Below are 19438 nucleotides of genomic sequence, written 5' to 3'. Positions count from 1 at the left end.
CGATTATAGGATAAAACGACTCAAATCTTCATCCGCTACCAGTTCATCCAGATGATTACGCACGTAATCCGCATCAATTGTAATGGATTGGCCGTTAATTTCACTCGCATCGTAGGAAATATCTTCCATCAGACGCTCAAGCACGGTGTGCAGACGGCGTGCACCAATGTTTTCGGTGCTTTCGTTAACCTGCCACGCGGCTTCGGCAATACGACGGATACCTTCGGCGGTGAACTCGATATTGACGCCTTCGGTGCCCATCAACGCTTTGTACTGCTCGGTCAGCGAGGCGCTTGGCTCGGTCAGAATGCGCTCGAAATCTTCGGTGGTCAGCGCCTGCAACTCAACGCGGATCGGCAGGCGGCCCTGCAGTTCCGGGATCAAATCCGACGGGCTGGCGGTCTGGAACGCGCCGGAGGCGATAAACAGAATGTGATCGGTTTTCACCATGCCGTGCTTGGTGGAAACCGTACAGCCTTCCACCAGTGGCAGCAGGTCGCGCTGCACGCCTTCGCGGGACACGTCCGGGCCGGAGCTTTGGCCGCCGCGCTTACAGATTTTGTCGATCTCGTCGATAAACACGATGCCGTGTTGTTCAACTGCTTCGATCGCCTGCTCTTTCAGCTCTTCCGGGTTCACCAGCTTGGCGGCTTCTTCTTCGATCAACAGCTTGAAGGCTTCTTTGATCTTCAGCTTGCGCGGTTTGTGCTTCTGGCCACCCAGATTCTGGAACATCGACTGCAGCTGATTGGTCATCTCTTCCATGCCCGGAGGCGCCATGATTTCGACGCCCATTGGCGCAGAAGCCAGATCGATTTCAATCTCTTTGTCGTCCAGTTGGCCTTCACGCAATTTCTTGCGGAATGCCTGGCGCGCGGCCGACGGCTCTTGATGCTCGTCCGGCTGGCCCCAGTTGTTTTTGGCCGGTGGGATCAGTACGTCGAGAATGCGCTCTTCCGCCATTTCTTCGGCGCGAGTGCGGTTTTTCTCGATCGATTGCAAGCGCACCATTTTGATCGCGGCATCGGTCAGATCGCGGATGATGGAATCCACTTCTTTGCCGACATAGCCCACTTCGGTGAACTTGGTGGCTTCTACCTTAATGAACGGCGCGTTGGCCAGCTTCGCCAGACGACGGGCGATTTCGGTTTTACCGACGCCGGTCGGGCCGATCATCAGAATATTTTTTGGCGTGACTTCATGACGCAGCATCTCGTCGAGCTGCATCCGGCGCCAGCGGTTACGCAGGGCGATGGCAACGGCACGTTTGGCCTTGTTCTGGCCGATAATGTAGCTGTCCAGCTCGCTGACGATCTCGCGCGGGGTCATTTCAGACATAGTATTCGATCCTTACGCTTTGGAAGGCAATTCTTCGATGGTGTGGAAATGGTTGGTGTAAATACAGATGTCACCGGCGATGTTGAGAGATTTATCAACGATTTCGCGGGCGCTCAGCTCGGTATTTTCCAACATCGCACGAGCGGCAGCCTGGGCATATGGCCCGCCGGAACCGATCGCAATCAAATCATTTTCAGGCTGGATCACGTCACCGTTGCCGGTGATGATCAGCGAAGAGTGTTCATCCGCCACGGCCAGCAGCGCTTCAAGCTTGCGCAGCATGCGGTCGGTACGCCAGTCTTTAGCCAACTCAACGGCCGCTTTAACCAAATGGCCCTGGTGCATTTCCAGCTTGCGCTCGAACAGCTCAAACAGCGTGAAGGCATCCGCGGTGCCACCGGCGAAACCGGCAATCACTTTGTCGTTATACAGGCGACGCACTTTCTTGACGTTGCCCTTCATTACCGTATTGCCCAAGGTGGCCTGGCCATCGCCACCGATCACTACCTGGCCGTTGCGGCGTACGCTTACAATTGTTGTCACGAGCAGACCCTCGTTGAAGACGAAAAGAAGCCCTCGCAGCGTCTGCTTGCGCAGACACTACGAGGCATATTGAGAGTATAGATGGGGGGGGATTGACGCTTTTCAACCCCCAACGGAGAGGGGAATGCAACTTGACATGCCAACGCCCTTCAGGCGCGATAAGGTTTTGTCCGCCGTCGCGCGGCTGCTGTATGGGCCGAGCACCACGCGATTCCAGCCGCCACCTGCGGTGATGCGGCTTTCTATACCTTCAAACGCCAGGCGCGCACGGACGGATTCAGCCTGATCGGTGGCGCGGAACGAACCGCATTGCACCATCCACTTCTGTTTCTGCTCAGGCTTGGTTTCCTGCTTGGCCGTTTCCTGTTTCACTTCCGGCTTGGTTTCCGGTTTTACCTCAGGTTTTACCTCAGGTTTTGGCTGCGGTTTAGGCTCAGGCTGCTTAACCTGGACCGGCGGCGGCGTTACCGGCTGCGGCTTGGGTTTGGGTTTAGCCTGCTGCTGGTGCTGTTGCACCGGTGCCGTGGTTGCACCGTTGTTAAACGGATTACGCGGCTGGGTAACCTGTGGCTGCTGCACCTGTTGCTGAACTTGCTGCTGCATTTGCTGTTGTTGCATCTGCTGCTGACGGCTGTTGCCGCGCGCCGCAGCTTGAGAAGGGTCGTTATACGGCACTTCATTCAGCTGCGTTGGGCGCTGTTGCATATCCGCCTGCATCTGTTCCAGCAATTGGCGTTGTTCGGTGGTCAATTGAGTCTTGGAGTTGACTTCGCCGCCGGCCGTTGGCTCGGTCGGTGTTTGCACGCCAATCTGACGGTTCTCCAGCTCTTTGATATAGCGCCAACGCTCTTCCGGCTTCGGCGGCAGGCCATTGCCGGGGCGATTGCTGTGTGCAGGCAACAGCGGCACATCGTCCGGTTTGTTGTGCGTAATGAAATAGAGGCCACCGATAAAGATCACCACCAGTGCGACGGCCAACGCCAGCACGGTTTTGGATACTTTCGGAGAACTGCTTTTTTTACGGCTGGGGGTTTTGCGCCGCGCTCCTGTGCGCCCACGGCCTACATAGTCTTTTTGTGCCACTATTATTCCGCTGTGTCCTGATGAGGAGATAAGTCCTGCATGTTACTGAACCCTAAAATATTTGACTAGCGTTTAGGGGCAGCTGTGCTGCCTCTGATAATTAACTCACTGTCCAATAGCCGGGAGCCACTTGGTACTGCCTGTCCGTGCAGTTGTTCCAACAACAGCAGCATCGCTTGCCGGCCGATCTCATAGCGCGGTTGAGCCACCGTGGTTAACGGCGGATCGCAATACTGCGTCAGCTTGATGTCGTCAAAGCCAACGATGGAAAGGTCCTGCGGTATCCGCAGCCCCATTTTTTTCGCCTGCGACAGCACGCCGATCGCCATTACGTCACTGTGGCAGAAGATCGCCGTCGGGGGTTTTGGTTGCGCCATCAGCGCTGTCAGCGCCTGTGCACCGGCTTCGTAAGTGAAATCACCCCGGGTAATATAGCTGCTTTCGACGTTAATGCCATTACGACGTAGCGCCTGAATGTAACCTTGCAGCCGATAATGGCTGAGCGGCATCTGTTCCGGCCCGGCGACACAGGCGATTTGCTTGTGTCCGAGCTGGTGCAAATAATGTACGGCCTCGAAGGCGGCGGTCAGGTTATCGATGTGTACCGTCGGCAGCTCCAGCTCCGGGGCAAACTCGTTGGCCATCACCATCGGCGGCAGATTACGCTGCTCCTCCTTGCTGGCGTCAAAGGGCAGATTGGAGCCGAGCAGCAGCATGCCATCGATTTGCTTGGTGATAATCAGATTGACGAAGGTGCGCTCTTGCTGGTTCTGCTGAGCGCAGTCGCCAATCAGCACCAGATAACCTTGTTGCGCGGCGGTCTGCTCGATCCCCTGGATCACGTCGGCGAAGAAAGGATCGCAAATGTCGGGGACGATAACCAGAATGGTACGGGATTCATTACGCTTGATATTGCGCGAGAGGGCATGAGGAGAGTAGCCCACGGCCAAAACGGCCTGCTCCACTTTCTGACGCGTCGGCGTTGACACCTTCTCCGGGTTCATCAGTGCGCGCGACACGGTTGCCGTTGAAACGCCGGCCATCTCGGCAACGTCTTTCATGGTTGCCATGGGTAATTCTTTCTTGTGTTCCAACGCCTTTCTCCTTGCGTTAGCCCCATGCCAACGCGACTACTGCAGTTTGCTCACAAATTCTGGCGTACGGTGGTGTTGTTATCATTTAGCGCCATCCGCATTCGAACATTCTGTCACGGCGCTACTTTAGGTGACAAAATTGCCTTGGCAGACATTCTAAACAGAATGTGTCCCGCTTTTGTTACCTAATTTGCATAAAAAGTGTGACCTGGGAAGGTTTTTTAGCGTTCGCTCGCAATTTCAAGGGTAAACGTTTGCCTTGCCCGAACTGAATCAGACTTTTCCGGGTTCAGCTATCAATCGGATCGACGTCCAGCGTCCATTTCACCTTACGTGCCTGCGGCAGCGTGCCGATCAGCGGCAAAGAGCTTTTCATCAACTGTTGCAGCACGCGTCGCGAAGGGTGTTGCAACAGCAGTTGCCAACGGAAGCGGCCGCCGCGCTTTGACTGCAATGCCGGGACTGGCCCCATGACCCACAAAGCGTCGTCTTTCAGTGGGCTGGCCTCCAGCAGGTTGCGCAGCTGCTGCAGGAACAGCGGCGCCTGTTGGTTATCGTGATCTTCCGAACGCACGATAATATGGCTGGTGTAGGGTGGCAGGAAGACGCTGTTGCGCTCCGCCAGCGTCTGTTTGGCGAAGGCGTCGTAGCCTTGTTGCAGCAGAATTTGCAGCAACGGGTGTTCCGGGTGGTGAGTCTGCAGGAGGACCTCTCCCTGTTTGCCGGCGCGGCCGGCACGACCGGAAACCTGGGTATACAGCTGGGCAAAACGTTCGGCGGAACGAAAATCAGCCGAAAACAGCGCGCCGTCAACGTCCAGCAGGGCGACCAGCGTCACGTCCGGGAAATGGTGACCTTTTGCCAACATCTGGGTGCCGATCAAAATGCGTGAGCCACCACGGTGAATATCCGCCAGATGCTGCTCGAGCGAGCCCTTGCGGCTGGTGGTGTCTCGGTCAATACGGGTGATCGGCGTTTCCGGGAACAGCGGCGCCAGTTCGTTTTCCAATTGCTCGGTGCCGACGCCGACCGAAACCAGATGCGTTGAACCACACTGCGGGCACTGATGCGGCACCGGGCGCTGGCTGTCGCAGTGGTGGCAGCGCAGCTGGCGCTGGTTTTGATGAAAGGTGTAGTAATGATCGCAGCGCTGGCATTCTGCAATCCAACCGCATTCGTGGCACAACAGCGCCGGGGCGTAGCCGCGGCGGTTAAGAAATAGCATCACCTGATTGCCGGCTTTCAGGTGGTGCTGCATGCTTTTCAGCAGTGGCTGCGACAGGCCGACCTTCAGCGGCAGGCCCTTCAGATCGATCAGGTGCTGTGCCGCCGGTTTGGCGTTGCCCGCGCGCTGGGTGAGCTTGAGCTGACGATATTTGCCGAGTTGCACGTTGTGCAGCGTTTCCAGCGCCGGCGTGGCGGACCCCATGACCATCGGGATGTTCTCTTCGCGGGCGCGAAACACCGCCAGGTCGCGCGCGTGGTAGCGCCAGCCTTCCTGCTGTTTATAGGAACTGTCGTGCTCTTCGTCGATAATGATCACGCCCAGGCGCGAGAACGGGGTAAACAGCGCCGAGCGGGTGCCTATGACGATCGCCGCCTCGCCGCTACGGGCGCGTAGCCATACCGCCAGCCGTTCGCTGTCGTTGAGGCCGGAGTGCAGCACGTCCACCGGTGCATTGAAGCGTTCGCGAAAGCGGGCGATGGTCTGCGGCGTCAGGCCGATTTCCGGTACCAGCACCAGCGCCTGTTTGCCCATGGCCAGAATATTTTCCAGCACGCTGAGATAGACTTCGGTCTTGCCGGAGCCGGTGACCCCGGCCAGCAGCCAGGCGGCGAACCGATCGTCTTCGCTGCGGATCGCCCCCACCGCGGTGGCCTGTTCGGTATTCAGTCGCAGCCGTTCGCCGAGCACTTCAAAGCCCGGCCGCCAATCCTGCGTCGCCAATGCCTGAGCCCGTAAGTCGATCAGCCCTTTGGCGCGCAATGCCTGCAGGGCGCTCTCGGTCAGTTCAAGTTCGCTGACCTGGTGGCGATACACCGGGCGCTGCAGCAGCGCGGCCAGCGCCTGCTGTTGTTTGGGGGCGCGTTTCAGGCTTTCCGGCGGCGTGGCGCGGCCCTGTTCAGTGGCGAACCATTGCCACAACGGCGCAGCTTCCGCCGGTTTCCCTTGCCTTAGCAGGATAGGTAACGCGTGGAACAGCACTTCGCCGATCGGGTAATGATAATAGTCGCTGGCCCAGCGCAGAATGCGCCACAGGCTGGGGGAGAACAGGGAGGCGTTGTCGATGATGCTGTCGATGGGCTTAAGCTTATCCAGCGGCAGTTCGCTGGTGTCGCTGCTGCCGGTGACGATGCCGATCGCCCGTTGCTTACCCCAGGGTACACAAACGCGCGCGCCGGCTACCGGTTGCAGGCCTTGCGGCAGCAGATAGTCGAAGGTGCGGGCGAGGGGAACCGGTAAAGCAACGTGTACAACGGGCATGTGACGGCCATCCAGATGGAAAAAGTGTCGGGTAGTTTACACTGCGGGCCGCAAAATGTACGGATCCAATTGCGCGCTACATTGAATTTCTGTATAGTTTGCCGCCTTTGGTATAATCCGATACCAAAATATATTATCAACCACGTGTGGTGTCTGGCGAAACAGGGCTGGATAGCGACACGGCCTTAACTGAGGTTTCCCATGAAACAAGGTATCCACCCAAAATACGAAGAAGTTACTGCTAACTGCTCTTGCGGTAACGTGATCAAAATCCGCTCTACCGTGGGTCACGATCTGAACCTGGACGTTTGTGGTCAATGCCACCCGTTCTACACTGGCAAGCAGCGTGATGTTGCTACCGGTGGCCGCGTTGACCGCTTCAACAAGCGCTTCAGCGTACCAGGCGCCAAGAAATAATATTTCTTATCGTCAGATGAAAAAGGCGCCTTCGGCGCCTTTTTTCGTTTCTGCCGCCTGCTTTCGCAGGCCGACCAGTCAGTATTCCCAGGTATCGGGATCCACACCCAATTCACGCATCAGCACTTTTGCGGCTTCCGGGATTTCATCGCTGCGTTCTTTGCGCAGGTCTTCATCGTTCGGCAGCGGCTGGCCGGTAAAAGCATGCAGGAATGCTTCGCACAGCAATTCGCTGTTGGTGGCGTGGCGCAGGTTATTGACCTGGCGACGAGTCCGTTCATCAGTGAGGATTTTCAGGACCTTCAGCGGAATGGATACCGTGATTTTTTTTACTTGCTCGCTTTTTTTACCGTGTTCAGCGTAAGGGCTGACATACTCGCCGTTCCACTCAGCCATGGGACACCTTAAATTTGTCAGAAAAATTACAAAATTCTAAAAACCGGCCAATTATGCCCGATCTTCACTGTTCTCACTAAATAAATGTCAATTTTACGCGACCAGGGTCACTGTATGCTCAGGATCAATAGGTGTCGCCTATGCATTTCGCGTTAACATCGTATCGTCATATCAAACTGGCATAATTTTAGCGGGTATTATCGCTTTGCTCAATCTATACGCAAAGAAGTTTAGATGTCCAGATGTATTGACGTCCATCTCTGCTGCGATTAATCTTTAGCCCTCATTCATCCGAATCCTGAGAGCCGAGCGACCCTATGACGCGTAAACCAGCCACGATTGCCGTACGTAGCGGCCTGAACGATGACGAACAGTACGGCTGCGTTGTCCCGCCGATCCATCTTTCCAGTACCTATAATTTCACCGATTTCAACCAGCCTCGCGCCCATGACTACTCACGCCGCGGCAACCCGACGCGTGATGTGGTGCAACGTGCGCTGGCGGAACTGGAAGGTGGCGCCGGCGCAGTGATGACCAGCAGCGGCATGTCGGCGATCCATCTGGTGACCACCGTGTTCCTGAAACCCGGCGATCTGCTGGTGGCACCGCACGATTGCTATGGCGGCAGCTATCGTCTTTTCGACAGCCTGAGCAAGCGTGGCGCTTACCGCGTGTTGTTTGTCGATCAGAGTAATGAAGAAGCGTTAGCGCAGGCGTTGGCGCAAAAACCAAAGCTGGTGCTGATTGAAAGCCCAAGCAACCCGCTGCTGCGCGTGGTGGACATTGCGGCGATTTGCGATGCGGCACACGCGGCAGGCGCGCTGACGGTGGTGGATAACACCTTCCTCAGCCCGGCGCTGCAGCAGCCGATTGAGTTGGGCGCCGATCTGGTGGTTCACTCCTGCACCAAATATCTCAACGGCCATTCCGATGTGGTGGCCGGCGCGGTGATCGCCAAAGACAAAGAGCTGGCGGTGGAACTGGCGTGGTGGGCCAATAATATCGGCGTCACCGGCGGCGCGTTCGACAGCTATTTACTGCTGCGCGGCATGCGTACCCTGTCGCCACGCATCAAGGCGGCGCAACAAAACGCCGAAGCGATTGTCAGTTATTTACAGCAGCAACCCTTGGTGAAAAAGCTGTATCATCCTTCTCTGCCACAGAACCCAGGGCACGAGATTGCACGCCGCCAGCAACGCGGCTTTGGTGCGATGCTCAGTTTTGAACTGGATGGCGACGAGGCGCTTCTTCGCCGTTTCCTCTCTGCCCTTGAGCTGTTTACTCTGGCAGAATCCCTGGGGGGCGTAGAAAGCCTGATTTCGCATGCAGCGACCATGACCCATGCCGGTATGGCAGCGGAGGCACGTGCGGCGGCCGGTATCTCCGAGAGCCTGCTGCGTATTTCCGTGGGTATTGAAGACAGTGAAGATTTGATTGCCGATCTGGAACGTGCTTTCCAGGCGGCGGCAACGAGGTAAGCATGAATGCAATTGCGGTAGCAGGGCCGGTGAGCGGGCGTCAACTGCACAAGTTTGGCGGCAGCAGCCTGGCGGACGTGAAGTGTTATCTGCGGGTGGCCGGGATCATGGCCGAATACAGTCAGCCGGGCGATATGATGGTGGTGTCGGCTGCCGGCAGCACCACCAACCAACTGATTAGCTGGCTGAAGCTCAGCCAGAGCGATCGCCTTTCTGCGCATCAGGTTCAGCAGGCGCTGCGCCGTTATCACAGCGAACTGATCGGCGGTTTATTGCCGCCGGAAACCGCCGAACCGCTGATCGCCGAATTTATTCAGGATCTGGAGCGTCTGGCGGTACTGCTGGATGACAAGATTGACGACGTGATCTATGCCGAGGTCGTCGGACACGGCGAAATCTGGTCGGCGCGGCTGATGGCAGCGGTACTGAACAAGCTGGATATGCAGGCGGCCTGGCTGGATGCGCGCGATTTCCTGCGTACGGAACGCTCTGCCCAGCCGCAGGTTGATGAAGGCCGTTCTTACCCCCTGCTGCAACAGTTGCTGGCTCAGCACCCGGGCAAACGCCTGGTGGTGACCGGCTTTATTTCACGCAACGACGCCGGTGAAACCGTGCTGTTGGGGCGTAACGGCAGTGACTATTCCGCTACCCAGGTCGGCGCTTTGGCGGGCGTGGAGCGAGTGACCATCTGGAGCGACGTGGCCGGGGTGTACAGTGCCGATCCACGTAAAGTGAAAGATGCCTGCCTGCTGCCGCTGCTGCGGCTGGACGAGGCCAGCGAACTGGCGCGTCTGGCGGCTCCGGTGCTGCATACCCGCACCTTGCAGCCGGTTTCCGGCAGCGATATCGATCTCCAATTGCGATGCAGCTACCAGCCGGAACAGGGATCAACGCGCATCGAGCGCGTGCTGGCTTCCGGCACGGGCGCCAAGATTGTCACCAGCCATGATGACGTGTGCCTGATTGAGCTGCGCGTCGCCAGCCAGCATGACTTCAAGCTGGCGCAGAAAGAGCTGGATCTGGTGCTGAAGCGCGCGCAGATCAAACCGCTGGCCGTGGGTATTCATCCGGACCGCAATCTGGTTCAGCTGTGCTACACCTCTGAAGTGGTGAACAGTGTGCTGCGTACCCTGCACGATGTCGGGTTGCCGGGCGAGCTGAAACTGCGCGAAGGGCTGGCGCTGGTGGCGCTGGTAGGGGCGGGGGTGTGCAAAAATCCGTTGCACAGCCATCGTTTCTACCAACAGTTGAAAGACCAGCCGGTCGAGTTTATCTGGCAGGCGGAAGACGGCATCAGCCTGGTGGCGGTGCTGCGTCAGGGGCCGACCGCCTTACTGATTCAGGGTCTGCATCAGTCATTGTTCCGTGCTGAAAAACGCATTGGTTTGGTGCTGTTCGGCAAAGGCAATATCGGGGCTCGCTGGCTGGAACTGTTTGCCCGCGAACAGAAAAATATTTCCGCCCGCAGCGGTTTTGAATTCACTCTGGCCGGGGTGGTGGACAGCCGCCGCAGTCTGCTGAATTACGACGGGCTGGACGCCAGCCGCGCACTGGCATTCTTCGAGGACGAAGCGCAGGAGCTGGACGAAGAGTCTCTGTTCCTGTGGATGCGTGCGCACCCGTTCGACGATCTGGTGGTGCTCGACGTTACCGCCAGTGAAAATCTGGCCGAGCAGTATCTGGACTTTGCCAGCTACGGCTTCCATGTGATTAGCGCCAACAAGTTGGCGGGCGCGTCGTGCGGCGATAACTACCGCCAAATCCGCGATGCCTTCGCCAAAACCGGCCGCCACTGGCTGTATAACGCCACCGTCGGTGCCGGTCTGCCGGTCAATCATACGGTGCGTGATCTGCGCGACAGCGGCGACAGCATTTTGGCGATCAGCGGTATTTTCTCCGGTACGCTTTCCTGGTTGTTCCTGCAGTTCGACGGCACCGTGCCGTTCACCGAACTGGTGGATCAGGCCTGGCAGCAGGGGCTGACGGAGCCGGATCCGCGGGTCGATCTCTCCGGCCAGGACGTAATGCGCAAGCTGGTCATTCTGGCGCGCGAAGCAGGCTATGACATTGAGCCGAATCAGGTACGGGTAGAGTCGCTGGTGCCTGCCGGTGCCGAGCAGGGCTCTATCGATCAGTTCTTCGAGAACGGCGATGCGCTGAACCAACAGATGCTGCAGCGCTTTGAGGCTGCCAGCGAAATGGGGCTAGTGCTGCGGCACGTGGCGCGTTTCGATGCGAACGGCAAGGCGCGTGTCGGGGTTGAGGCGGTGCGGCCTGAGCACCCGCTGGCTGCACTGTTGCCGTGCGACAACGTGTTTGCTATCGAAAGCCGTTGGTACCGTGATAACCCCTTGGTGATCCGTGGGCCGGGGGCTGGCCGCGATGTCACCGCCGGGGCGATTCAGTCAGACCTTAACCGTTTGGCACAACTGCTTTAATTTTGTTGCGGGCGCGGGTTCATCGCGCCCTTCGTTTTTCCTGCCATAATTCATTTTGTTCCGAACATGAAATTCTTTCTCTTTGCGGGTGAGGATTAATCATCTTATTCCCCCCAGTTTCCTGTTGACTCTTTAGTCAACATACGGCATTTTCTATTTAGACGTCTAAACGTATAGACGCTTATTAAAATAAAGCAAAATGCAAAACAGTGATCGATAAGGGGCGGACAGGGTATGAGTTTTTTTCACGCAAACCAGCGGGAAGCGCTGAATCAGAGTCTGGCGGAATTAAGCGGCCAGATTAACGTATCGTTCGAGTTTTTCCCGCCGCGCACCAGCGAGATGGAAGATACCCTGTGGCAGTCCATTGATCGTCTGAGCAGCCTGAAACCCAAATTTGTCTCCGTGACCTATGGCGCCAACTCCGGCGAGCGCGATCGCACCCACAGCATCATCAAAGGCATTAAAGACCGTACCGGTCTGGATGCGGCTCCGCACCTGACCTGCATCGATGCTACCCCGGCGCAACTGCGTGAAATCGCCACCGATTATTGGAACAACGGCATTCGTCATATCGTGGCGCTGCGCGGCGACCTGCCACCGGGTGGCGGCAAACCGGACATGTATGCGACCGATCTGGTTCGGTTGCTGAAAGAGGTCGGTGATTTCGATATCTCCGTCGCCGCTTACCCTGAAGTGCATCCGGAGGCGAAAAGCCCGCAGGCGGATCTGATTAACCTGAAGCGCAAAATCGATGCCGGTGCCAACCGCGCGATCACCCAGTTTTTCTTTGACGTGGAAAGCTATCTGCGTTTCCGCGACCGTTGCGTCGCCACCGGTATTGATGTGGAAATCGTGCCGGGCATTCTGCCTGTATCCAACTTCAAGCAGCTGCAACGTTTTGCCACCATGACCAACGTGCGCGTACCGAGCTGGATGACCAGCATGTTTGAAGGGCTGGACGACGACGCCGAAACCCGCAAAATGGTCGGTGCCAATATCGCGATGGATATGGTGAAGATCCTCAGCCGCGAAGGGGTGAAAGATTTCCACTTCTATACGCTGAACCGCGCCGAGATGAGCTATGCCATCTGTCACACGCTGGGTGTGCGCCCGGCCGCGGCATAATCCATTTGCTATCGAGAGGGGCGCTGCGTAAAAACAGCGCCCTTTTTGTTGGGCGCAATTTCTTCCAATACCTCTCTTTAGCGGCATGATGAGATGACGCATCGTCCCAATGAAAAGAGCTCGTCGCCATGTTGCCGTTTTCCAATGGTTTTTTACTCAGTCTGTCGCTTTGTCTGGATATTGGCATCGCCAATATCGCCATGATCACGCTGGCGATGCAGCGCGGCTATTTTCACGGTTTCTGGCTGGGCATCGGTACCTGCGTGGGGGACCTGATTTATGCGGTGCTGGCGCTGGCGGGCATGGCGGTGCTGTTGCAATACCCGGGTGTCCGCTGGGTACTGTGGATCGGCGGCTCAATGATGCTGCTGTGGTTCGCTTACAAGATGCTTCGTGCGGCCTTCGCCCAGGCGACCGAGCTGGCGGTGGCTGAGCCGGAGAGGCTGCGCTCGGTGCCGCGCAGCTTCCTGCGTGGCGTGATTCTGGCGATGTCTTCGCCAACGGCGATTTTGTGGTTTGCGGCGGTGGGGGGCGCACTGATTTCACGTATGGGTCAGGGGGGGCCGGCGGCAACGTCGTGGTTCCTCTCCGGCTTTTTTATTGCCGGCGTGGTGTGGACGGCAGTGCTTTGCTCCGTGGGTAGCCTGGGCGGCAAAATGCTGGGGGCCCGCCTGCTGAAATATTCTTACTTCGCCTCGGCGGTGATTTTTGGCTACTTCGCGCTGTACGTGGTGGTGTCGGGCTACCGCGAGTTTATTTAGCGGGTGAAGGATTGCAGGTAATGATGCGGCGTGATGCCCATAGTTTTGCGAAAAGCGTTAATAAAATGGCTTTGATCGTAAAAACCCAAGGCCAGCGCCACGTCCAGCGTGTGTTGATTCTGCCGCAGCAGGTTACGCGCCTCCAGCAGCCGCAGCTGCATGTGGTATTGCAGCGGCGGCATGCCGACGCGTTGTCGGAACAGCCGGACAAAATGATATTTACTCATGCCGCTGACCTGGGCCAGCGTGTCCAGACTGATTTTCAGCGTCAGGTTGTCGCGCATGAATTCCAGCGCCCGGCCGATGGTTTCAGCCGGTTGCAAGTGATCCGTGGTGCGATCGTCCAGCAGGGTCCCCAACAGCCACAGCAGATTTTGCTCTTGTTCAACGGCGTCGTGCGGGGTGCATACGTAGCGGCAAATGGCGTCGAACAGCGCCGGGTTGCGCAGCATACCTTCGGTCAGCACCGGCGCCTGGCGATCGGAACTCAGGTTATGGTTGCTAGCCAGGCTGCGCAGCAGTGATTGCGGTAAATGCACGCTGCAGAATTCGACTTTCTCACTGCCAAATAACGAGGACTGAATGCTGGCCGGGTTGTAAACGGTGATTTCGCCACCGCGTACCAGCGAGGTTTTGCCGTCCAGCCAAATCTGTTCGGTGCCGCTCAGATTGGCGCTGATCACGTATTCATCGTGGGTGTGACGAGGGAAAGAGGCATTGATCGCCGTCAGGCGCGAGCACTCGATATCGTTGGCAACAAACCAGTCTGAGAGGGATAACGCCATCGCGCGCCTCCGAGCCCGTCTGCGACGGAGAGAAAAACGGCTCCTGTGAACAGGAGCCGTGCTTTGGCGCGCAACCTAGCCGGTATTGCGCATGCCGGCGGCGACGCCGGCAATGGTGACCATCAATGCCTGTTCAACGCGGGTATCCGGATGTTCCTGCTGGCGCGAGCGGTGCAACAGTTCTGCCTGCAGCACGTTCAGCGGGTCGGTATACACGTTGCGCAGCGCGATGGATTCGGCGATCCACGGCAGATCTTCCATCAGGTGAGCGTCATTGGCGATGGTCAACACGACCTTGATGTCGCTTTCGAGCTGATCGCGCAACTGCTGGCCCAGCGGCCACAGCGATTTGTCGACCAGGCGCTGATCGTAGTATTCAGCCAGCCACAGGTCGGCCTTGGCGAAGACCATTTCCAGCATGGCGATGCGGGTGGAGAAGAACGGCCAGTCGCGGCACATGGCTTCCAACTGATTCTGTTTGCCGGCTTTCACCGCTTCCTGCAAACCTGCGCCGGCACCCAGCCAGGCCGGCAGCATCAGGCGGTTCTGCGTCCAGGCAAAGATCCACGGAATGGCGCGCAGGCTTTCTACGCCGCCGTTTGGCTTGCGCTTGGCCGGGCGTGAACCCAGCGGCAGTTTACCCAGTTCCAGCTCCGGTGTTGCGGCGCGGAAGTAAGGCACGAAGTCCGGGTTTTCACGCACGTAGCCGCGGTACATTTTGCATGATGTCTCCGACAGGTCGTCCATCAGCGAACGCCACTCCTTCTTCGGCTCCGGCGGCGGCAGCAGGTTGGCTTCCAGAACCGCGCCGGCATACAGCGCCAGGCTGCTGATGGCCACTTCCGGCAGGCCAAACTTGAAGCGGATCATCTCACCCTGTTCGGTCACGCGCAGGCCACCTTTCAGGCTACCCGGTGGCTGCGACAGCAGGGCCGCATGCGCAGGCGCACCGCCACGGCCAATTGAACCGCCACGGCCGTGGAACAGCGTCAACGCCACGCCGGCCTTTTCACAGGTTTTGATCAACGCATCTTGCGCGCGATATTGCGCCCAGGAGGCGGCCATGACCCCGGCGTCTTTCGCAGAGTCGGAATAGCCGATCATCACCATCTGCTTGCCCTGGATAAAGCCGCGATACCAGTCGATATTCAGCAACTGAGTCATAACGTCGTCGGCGTTGTTCAGGTCGTCGAGGGTTTCGAACAGCGGCGCTACCGGCAGCGCAAACGGGCAACCGGCTTCTTTCAGCAACAGGTGAACCGCCAGCACGTCGGAAGGGGTGCGCGCCATGGAGATCACGTAGGCGGCGATGGAGCCTTGCGGCGCTTCGGCGATCACGCGGCAGGTTTCCAGCACTTCCTGGGTGTCGGCGCTCGGTTCCCACTTCAGCGGCACCAGCGGACGTTTGGAGTTCAGTTCGCGGATCAGGAATGCCTGTTTGTCGGCTTCTGACCAGCTTTCGTAGTCGCCAAGGCCCAGGTAACGGGTCAGTTCGGCGATGGCTTCGGTATGGCGGTTGCTTTCCTGACGGACGTCGATACGCACCAGCGGCACGCCAAAGCAGCGGACGCGACGCAAGGTATCCAGCAACTGACCGTTGGCAATGATGCCCATACCGCAGGCCTGCAACGACTGGTAACAGGCGAACAAAGGGGCCCACAGTTGATCGTTGCTCACCAGCAGATCCTGTGGCTTCAGCACGCGTTCGCCTTTCAGGCGGCCTTCCAGATAGGCCTGAGATCTCATCAACTGGCCGCGCAGCTGTTTCATGATCTCGCGATACGGTTCCTGCACTTCGTCGCCACCTGCCAGCGCGCGCAGTTCCGGGGTACATTCGGTCATCGACAGCTCGGACACCAACACCTGAATATCGCGGGTGAACAGGTCGCAAGCTTTCCAGCGGCTGAGCAGCAGCACGTGACGGGTGATTTCGGCGGTCACGTTCGGGTTGCCGTCGCGGTCACCGCCCATCCAGGAGGTGAAACGCACCGGCACGGCTTCCGCCGGCAGGCTGTAATCGATGGAGTTTTCCAACTGCTCGTTGAATTCGCGCAGGAAGGCGGGCACCCCTTCCCACAGGCTGTTTTCCACCACCGCGAAGCCCCATTTGGCCTCATCGATAGGCGAAGGGCGATTTTTACGGATCTCATCGGTGTGCCATGATTGAGCAACCAGCTGGCGCAGGCGCCGCATGATCTTGTTGCGCTCGTAATCGGCCAGATCGTTATGATCGAGTTGGCTCAGGCAGGTATTGACCTCAACCAGCTTGTGGATCAGGGTGCGGCGGGTGATTTCCGTCGGGTGCGCCGTCAGCACCAGCTCGATGGAGAGCTGAGAGACCGCATTTTGCAGCTCTTTGGTGCTGAGCTTTTTGTCTTTCAGCCGGGTGAACAGTTGGGCCAGCGCTTCCGGATTGCTGGCGGCTTCGCCATTGGGCGAAATGCTGTGGTACTGCTCGGCGACGTTGGTCAGATTAAGGAACTGGCTGAAGGCTCGTGCGACCGGCAGCAACTCGTCGTTGGACAGGTTCTGCAAGGTGGAAAGCAGCTCCTGACGGTGCGCCTCGTTGCCGGCACGTGAAGATTTGGAAAGCTTACGGATAGTTTCAACGCGATCGAGAATATGCTCGCCCAGCGCATCTTTGATGGTATCGCCGAGCAATTTGCCGAGCATACTGACATTACTTCGCATTGCCGAATATTGTTCGTTCATATAACCCCTGGCCCAGTTCTGTATTTACCCTGCATCTTTCAAGCCGCATCTGCGTTGGCTTCACACTTTCGCCCCGGTCACTTGGTTGATCCAAGCTCGCGGGGACTCACGCGTTTGCCGCCTGGCTGCAACTTGAAATCTATTGGGTAGATGATTTTTATCTTGTAAGTAAATTTCACGTGTCAGGCGAAGAGCGCCTGTTTCATCTCGCCACGTTCCTGTCCAATCGTCAATTGACACTATTTTTAGCAAAAAAACATCAAAATCGGCGCATTTTCTGAAATTTAATTACGGCGCGCCGGTTATCAGTCTGGCTTATTTCATTGTATTGATACTTCTTAAGAGGTAGGGGGAATGATAAATCATTAACCCTACCTTGTGTCTGGTTTATTGATGGCAAAAGTGCTCGACCAACTGGCCCAGCAGCTTGCGCGTCGGCTCGATAAACGCCGTATCAATGTATTCATCCGGTTGATGCGCCTGGTTGATTGACCCTGGACCAAGCACCAGCGTCGGGCACACCTGCTGGACGAACGGCGCTTCGGTGCAGTAGTTGACCACCTGAGTACGGGTGCCCAACAGTTGCTCAATCACCGCCACCATATGGTGATCGGTCGGGCACTCGTAGCCCGGGACCGAGGCGTGGAGTTCCTCAATGTTCAGGCGGCCCGGCCAGCGCTGGCTGATCGGCTCCAGCGTCTGGTGCATCAGTTCGTTGATATTGTCGAGCGTCATGCCCGGCAGCGGGCGAATATCCAGGTGCAGTTCACAACAGGCGCAAATGCGGTTGGCCGCGTCGCCGCCGCTGATATGGCCGAAGTTCATCGTCGGATAAGGCACGGCGAACGCCGGATTGTTGTAGCGCTCCTGCAGCGTTTTGCGCAGTTCCATCAGGCGGCCGATGGTGTCGTGCATCAAATCGATGGCGTTGACGCCGCGTGCCGGGTCGCTCGAGTGTCCGGACTGGCCGACAATGCGGATGGCGTTGGCCATATGCCCTTTGTGCGCGCGCACCGGTTGCAGTGAGGTGGGTTCGCCGATAATGGCGAAATCCGGGCGGATGGCTGTCGAGGCGGCGAAATAACGCGCGCCAGCCATCGTCGTTTCTTCATCTGCGGTTGCCAGAATGTACAGCGGCTTGGTCAGCTTGCCGGCATCGATGTCGCGCACGGCATCCAGAATAAAGGCAAAGAAGCCTTTCATGTCCGCGGTGCCCAGGCCGTACAGCTTATTGTCGTGTTCGGTCAGAGTGAAGGGATCGCGTGTCCAGCGGCCTTCGTCATAAGGGACGGTGTCGGTGTGGCCCGCCAAAAGCAGGCCGCCGCTGCCTTCGCCAATGCTGGCGAGCAGGTTGAATTTGTTGCGGGTATCGGGCACCGGCTGTACGTCGACGCGGAAGCCCAAATCGGCAAACCATCCGGCCAGCAAGTTGATTAACGCTTCATTACTTTGATCGAGGGCGCCATCGGTGGCGCTGATCGACGGAGTGGCGATCAACGCCCGGTACAGCTCAATAAATGGAGGTAATTTCATCTTCACTGTTGACAGCCTTTGGTTAGGGTAGTATCAATATTCATGCATTTATTTTGAATAAAAATACAGTAAGCTAGAGCGTAAGGGAACCCGATTCCCGGATGATTATAAAAACATCAACGCTCGACCACGTGGGTGAACGGCGAAACAACGCTGGTGAGCCCGGTTACCTGAGTCGAATACGACCACTCGTAAGCCAAGAAGGTGAAAGGCCACATGTTGAATACGCTGATCGTTGGTGCCAGCGGTTACGCCGGAGCGGAGCTCACGGCCTACCTGAATCGTCACCCACATATGAACATAACCGCATTAGCGGTTTCAGCGCAAAGTGCAGATGCAGGAAAATTGCTTTCTGATTTGCATCCCCAGTTAAAAGGCATCGTCGATCTGCCGTTGCAACCGCTGGTTGACGTGGCTGCCGCCGCCGATGGCATCGACGTGGTGTTCCTGGCCACGGCGCACGAAGTCAGCCACGATATCGCGCCTTTGTTCCTGGCGGCGGGTTGCGTGGTGTTCGATCTGTCCGGTGCGTTCCGCGTGAAAGACGCCGGTTTCTATACCCAATACTACGGTTTCGAACATCAGTACCCCGAACTGCTGGAGCAGGCGGTGTATGGCCTGGCGGAGTGGCAGAGCGAAAAAATCAAACAGGCGCAACTGATCGCCGTACCGGGCTGCTACCCAACGGCGGCACAGTTGGCGCTGAAACCCTTGATCGAACAACAGCTGTTGAATCCTGACCAATGGCCGGTCATCAACGCCACCAGCGGCGTCAGCGGCGCGGGCCGCAAAGCCAGCGTGACCACCAGCTTCTGCGAAGTGAGCTTGCAGCCGTACGGCATCTTCAACCACCGTCATCACCCGGAAATCGTTGCGCACCTGGGCACGCCGGTCATCTTCACGCCACATTTGGGTAACTTCCCGCGTGGTATTCTCGAAACCATCACCTGCCGCCTGAAAGCCGGCGTTACCGAGCAGGACGTGGCTGCAGCCTATCACGCCGCCTACGACGACAAACCGCTGGTGCGGCTGTACGACAAAGGCGTGCCGGCGTTGAAAGCGGTGGTGGGCCTGCCGTTCTGCGATATCGGCTTTGCCGTTCAGGGCGAACACCTGATCGCCGTCGCGGCGGAAGACAACCTGTTGAAAGGCGCGGCCGCTCAGGCGGTGCAATGCCTGAATATCCGTTTTGGGTTCCCGGAAACCCAGTCATTACTTTAATGAATAACCAGCGTGGGATGTAAACA

The 19438-nt window shown here is 57.6% G+C and carries 15 protein-coding genes; 6 read left to right on the top strand and 9 right to left on the bottom strand.

The window, feature by feature from the left end:
• Positions 1 to 3: 3 nt before the first annotated feature.
• From hslU to priA, 5 genes are all read right to left on the bottom strand, one after another.
• Positions 4 to 1338, bottom strand: coding sequence for an HslU--HslV peptidase ATPase subunit (hslU, locus tag V2S86_RS24000; RefSeq protein WP_006317752.1), 1335 nt, complete (start codon positions 1336 to 1338; stop codon positions 4 to 6).
• Between the two features lie 12 nt (positions 1339 to 1350).
• Positions 1351 to 1881, bottom strand: a complete 531-nt coding sequence (gene hslV, locus V2S86_RS23995) for an ATP-dependent protease subunit HslV (RefSeq protein WP_004953184.1) — start codon at positions 1879 to 1881, stop codon at positions 1351 to 1353.
• 102 nt (positions 1882 to 1983) lie between these two features.
• Positions 1984 to 2964, bottom strand: coding sequence for a cell division protein FtsN (ftsN, locus tag V2S86_RS23990; RefSeq protein ID WP_330764444.1), 981 nt, complete (start codon positions 2962 to 2964; stop codon positions 1984 to 1986).
• A 65-nt stretch (positions 2965 to 3029) separates the two neighbouring features.
• Complete coding sequence (gene cytR / locus V2S86_RS23985) at positions 3030 to 4058, bottom strand: DNA-binding transcriptional regulator CytR (RefSeq protein WP_006317754.1); 1029 nt, start codon at positions 4056 to 4058, stop codon at positions 3030 to 3032.
• 289 nt (positions 4059 to 4347) lie between these two features.
• Positions 4348 to 6543 (bottom strand): primosomal protein N', encoded by a 2196-nt coding sequence (gene priA / locus V2S86_RS23980; RefSeq protein ID WP_330764443.1) that lies wholly within the window; start codon positions 6541 to 6543, stop codon positions 4348 to 4350.
• Positions 6544 to 6744: 201 nt separating this feature from the next.
• On the opposite strand from priA, the gene rpmE reads away from it, so the two are divergent.
• Positions 6745 to 6960 carry a 50S ribosomal protein L31 gene (gene rpmE / locus V2S86_RS23975; RefSeq protein WP_004953176.1) on the top strand — a complete coding sequence of 72 codons (216 nt, stop codon included), beginning with the start codon at positions 6745 to 6747 and terminating at the stop codon, positions 6958 to 6960.
• A gap of 78 nt (positions 6961 to 7038) precedes the next feature.
• On the opposite strand, the gene metJ is transcribed toward rpmE, so the two are convergent.
• Positions 7039 to 7356: a met regulon transcriptional regulator MetJ gene (gene metJ, locus V2S86_RS23970; RefSeq protein ID WP_006317756.1), complete on the bottom strand. Its 318-nt coding sequence runs from the start codon at positions 7354 to 7356 to the stop codon at positions 7039 to 7041.
• Between the two features lie 317 nt (positions 7357 to 7673).
• Between metJ and metB the strand changes: the two genes are divergently transcribed.
• From metB to V2S86_RS23950, 4 genes are all read left to right on the top strand, one after another.
• A complete protein-coding gene (gene metB, locus V2S86_RS23965; protein WP_330764442.1) occupies positions 7674 to 8834 on the top strand; it encodes a cystathionine gamma-synthase in 1161 nt (386 codons plus the stop codon).
• A 2-nt stretch (positions 8835 to 8836) separates the two neighbouring features.
• Positions 8837 to 11272, top strand: a complete 2436-nt coding sequence (locus V2S86_RS23960) for a bifunctional aspartate kinase/homoserine dehydrogenase II (protein ID WP_330764441.1) — start codon at positions 8837 to 8839, stop codon at positions 11270 to 11272.
• Between the two features lie 234 nt (positions 11273 to 11506).
• Positions 11507 to 12400, top strand: a complete 894-nt coding sequence (gene metF, locus V2S86_RS23955; protein WP_330764440.1) for a methylenetetrahydrofolate reductase — start codon at positions 11507 to 11509, stop codon at positions 12398 to 12400.
• A 128-nt stretch (positions 12401 to 12528) separates the two neighbouring features.
• On the top strand, positions 12529 to 13161 hold the full coding sequence (locus V2S86_RS23950) for a LysE family transporter (protein ID WP_330764439.1): 633 nt from the start codon (positions 12529 to 12531) through the stop codon (positions 13159 to 13161).
• Here the strand turns inward: V2S86_RS23950 and V2S86_RS23945 are convergent.
• The 3 genes from V2S86_RS23945 to argE all read right to left on the bottom strand — a co-directional run bounded on the left by V2S86_RS23945 (position 13158) and on the right by argE (position 18191).
• Positions 13158 to 13946 (bottom strand): AraC family transcriptional regulator, encoded by a 789-nt coding sequence (locus V2S86_RS23945; RefSeq protein ID WP_330764438.1) that lies wholly within the window; start codon positions 13944 to 13946, stop codon positions 13158 to 13160. The two genes, V2S86_RS23950 and V2S86_RS23945, sit on opposite strands and share 4 nt — an antisense overlap.
• Before the next feature lie 75 nt (positions 13947 to 14021).
• The gene (gene ppc / locus V2S86_RS23940; protein WP_330764437.1) at positions 14022 to 16658 is read right to left on the bottom strand and encodes a phosphoenolpyruvate carboxylase; all 2637 of its coding nucleotides are present in this window, start codon (positions 16656 to 16658) and stop codon (positions 14022 to 14024) included.
• A gap of 387 nt (positions 16659 to 17045) precedes the next feature.
• Entirely contained in the window at positions 17046 to 18191 is a 1146-nt protein-coding gene (argE, locus tag V2S86_RS23935; protein ID WP_006317763.1) for an acetylornithine deacetylase, read from the bottom strand.
• 216 nt (positions 18192 to 18407) lie between these two features.
• On the opposite strand from argE, the gene argC reads away from it, so the two are divergent.
• On the top strand, positions 18408 to 19412 hold the full coding sequence (argC, locus tag V2S86_RS23930) for an N-acetyl-gamma-glutamyl-phosphate reductase (RefSeq protein ID WP_330764436.1): 1005 nt from the start codon (positions 18408 to 18410) through the stop codon (positions 19410 to 19412).
• Positions 19413 to 19438: the final 26 nt, after the last annotated feature.

Origin of the sequence: Serratia sp. C2(1) (genome assembly GCF_036352655.1) — a bacterium.
In the GTDB taxonomy this organism is placed as follows: Bacteria; Pseudomonadota; Gammaproteobacteria; order Enterobacterales; family Enterobacteriaceae; genus Serratia; species Serratia inhibens.
Note: the sequence above shows the minus strand (reverse complement) of the source record. Positions and strands in the feature narration are given on the sequence as shown.

Coding starts and splice junctions, on each gene's coding strand:
- hslU (WP_006317752.1), bottom strand. CDS start 1,338: ATGTCTGAAATGACCCCGCGCGAGATCGTCAGCGAGCTGGACAGCTAC.
- priA (WP_330764443.1), bottom strand. CDS start 6,543: ATGCCCGTTGTACACGTTGCTTTACCGGTTCCCCTCGCCCGCACCTTC.
- rpmE (WP_004953176.1), top strand. CDS start 6,745: ATGAAACAAGGTATCCACCCAAAATACGAAGAAGTTACTGCTAACTGC.
- metJ (WP_006317756.1), bottom strand. CDS start 7,356: ATGGCTGAGTGGAACGGCGAGTATGTCAGCCCTTACGCTGAACACGGT.
- metB (WP_330764442.1), top strand. CDS start 7,674: ATGACGCGTAAACCAGCCACGATTGCCGTACGTAGCGGCCTGAACGAT.
- V2S86_RS23960 (WP_330764441.1), top strand. CDS start 8,837: ATGAATGCAATTGCGGTAGCAGGGCCGGTGAGCGGGCGTCAACTGCAC.
- metF (WP_330764440.1), top strand. CDS start 11,507: ATGAGTTTTTTTCACGCAAACCAGCGGGAAGCGCTGAATCAGAGTCTG.
- V2S86_RS23950 (WP_330764439.1), top strand. CDS start 12,529: ATGTTGCCGTTTTCCAATGGTTTTTTACTCAGTCTGTCGCTTTGTCTG.
- V2S86_RS23945 (WP_330764438.1), bottom strand. CDS start 13,946: ATGGCGTTATCCCTCTCAGACTGGTTTGTTGCCAACGATATCGAGTGC.
- ppc (WP_330764437.1), bottom strand. CDS start 16,658: ATGAACGAACAATATTCGGCAATGCGAAGTAATGTCAGTATGCTCGGC.
- argE (WP_006317763.1), bottom strand. CDS start 18,191: ATGAAATTACCTCCATTTATTGAGCTGTACCGGGCGTTGATCGCCACT.
- argC (WP_330764436.1), top strand. CDS start 18,408: ATGTTGAATACGCTGATCGTTGGTGCCAGCGGTTACGCCGGAGCGGAG.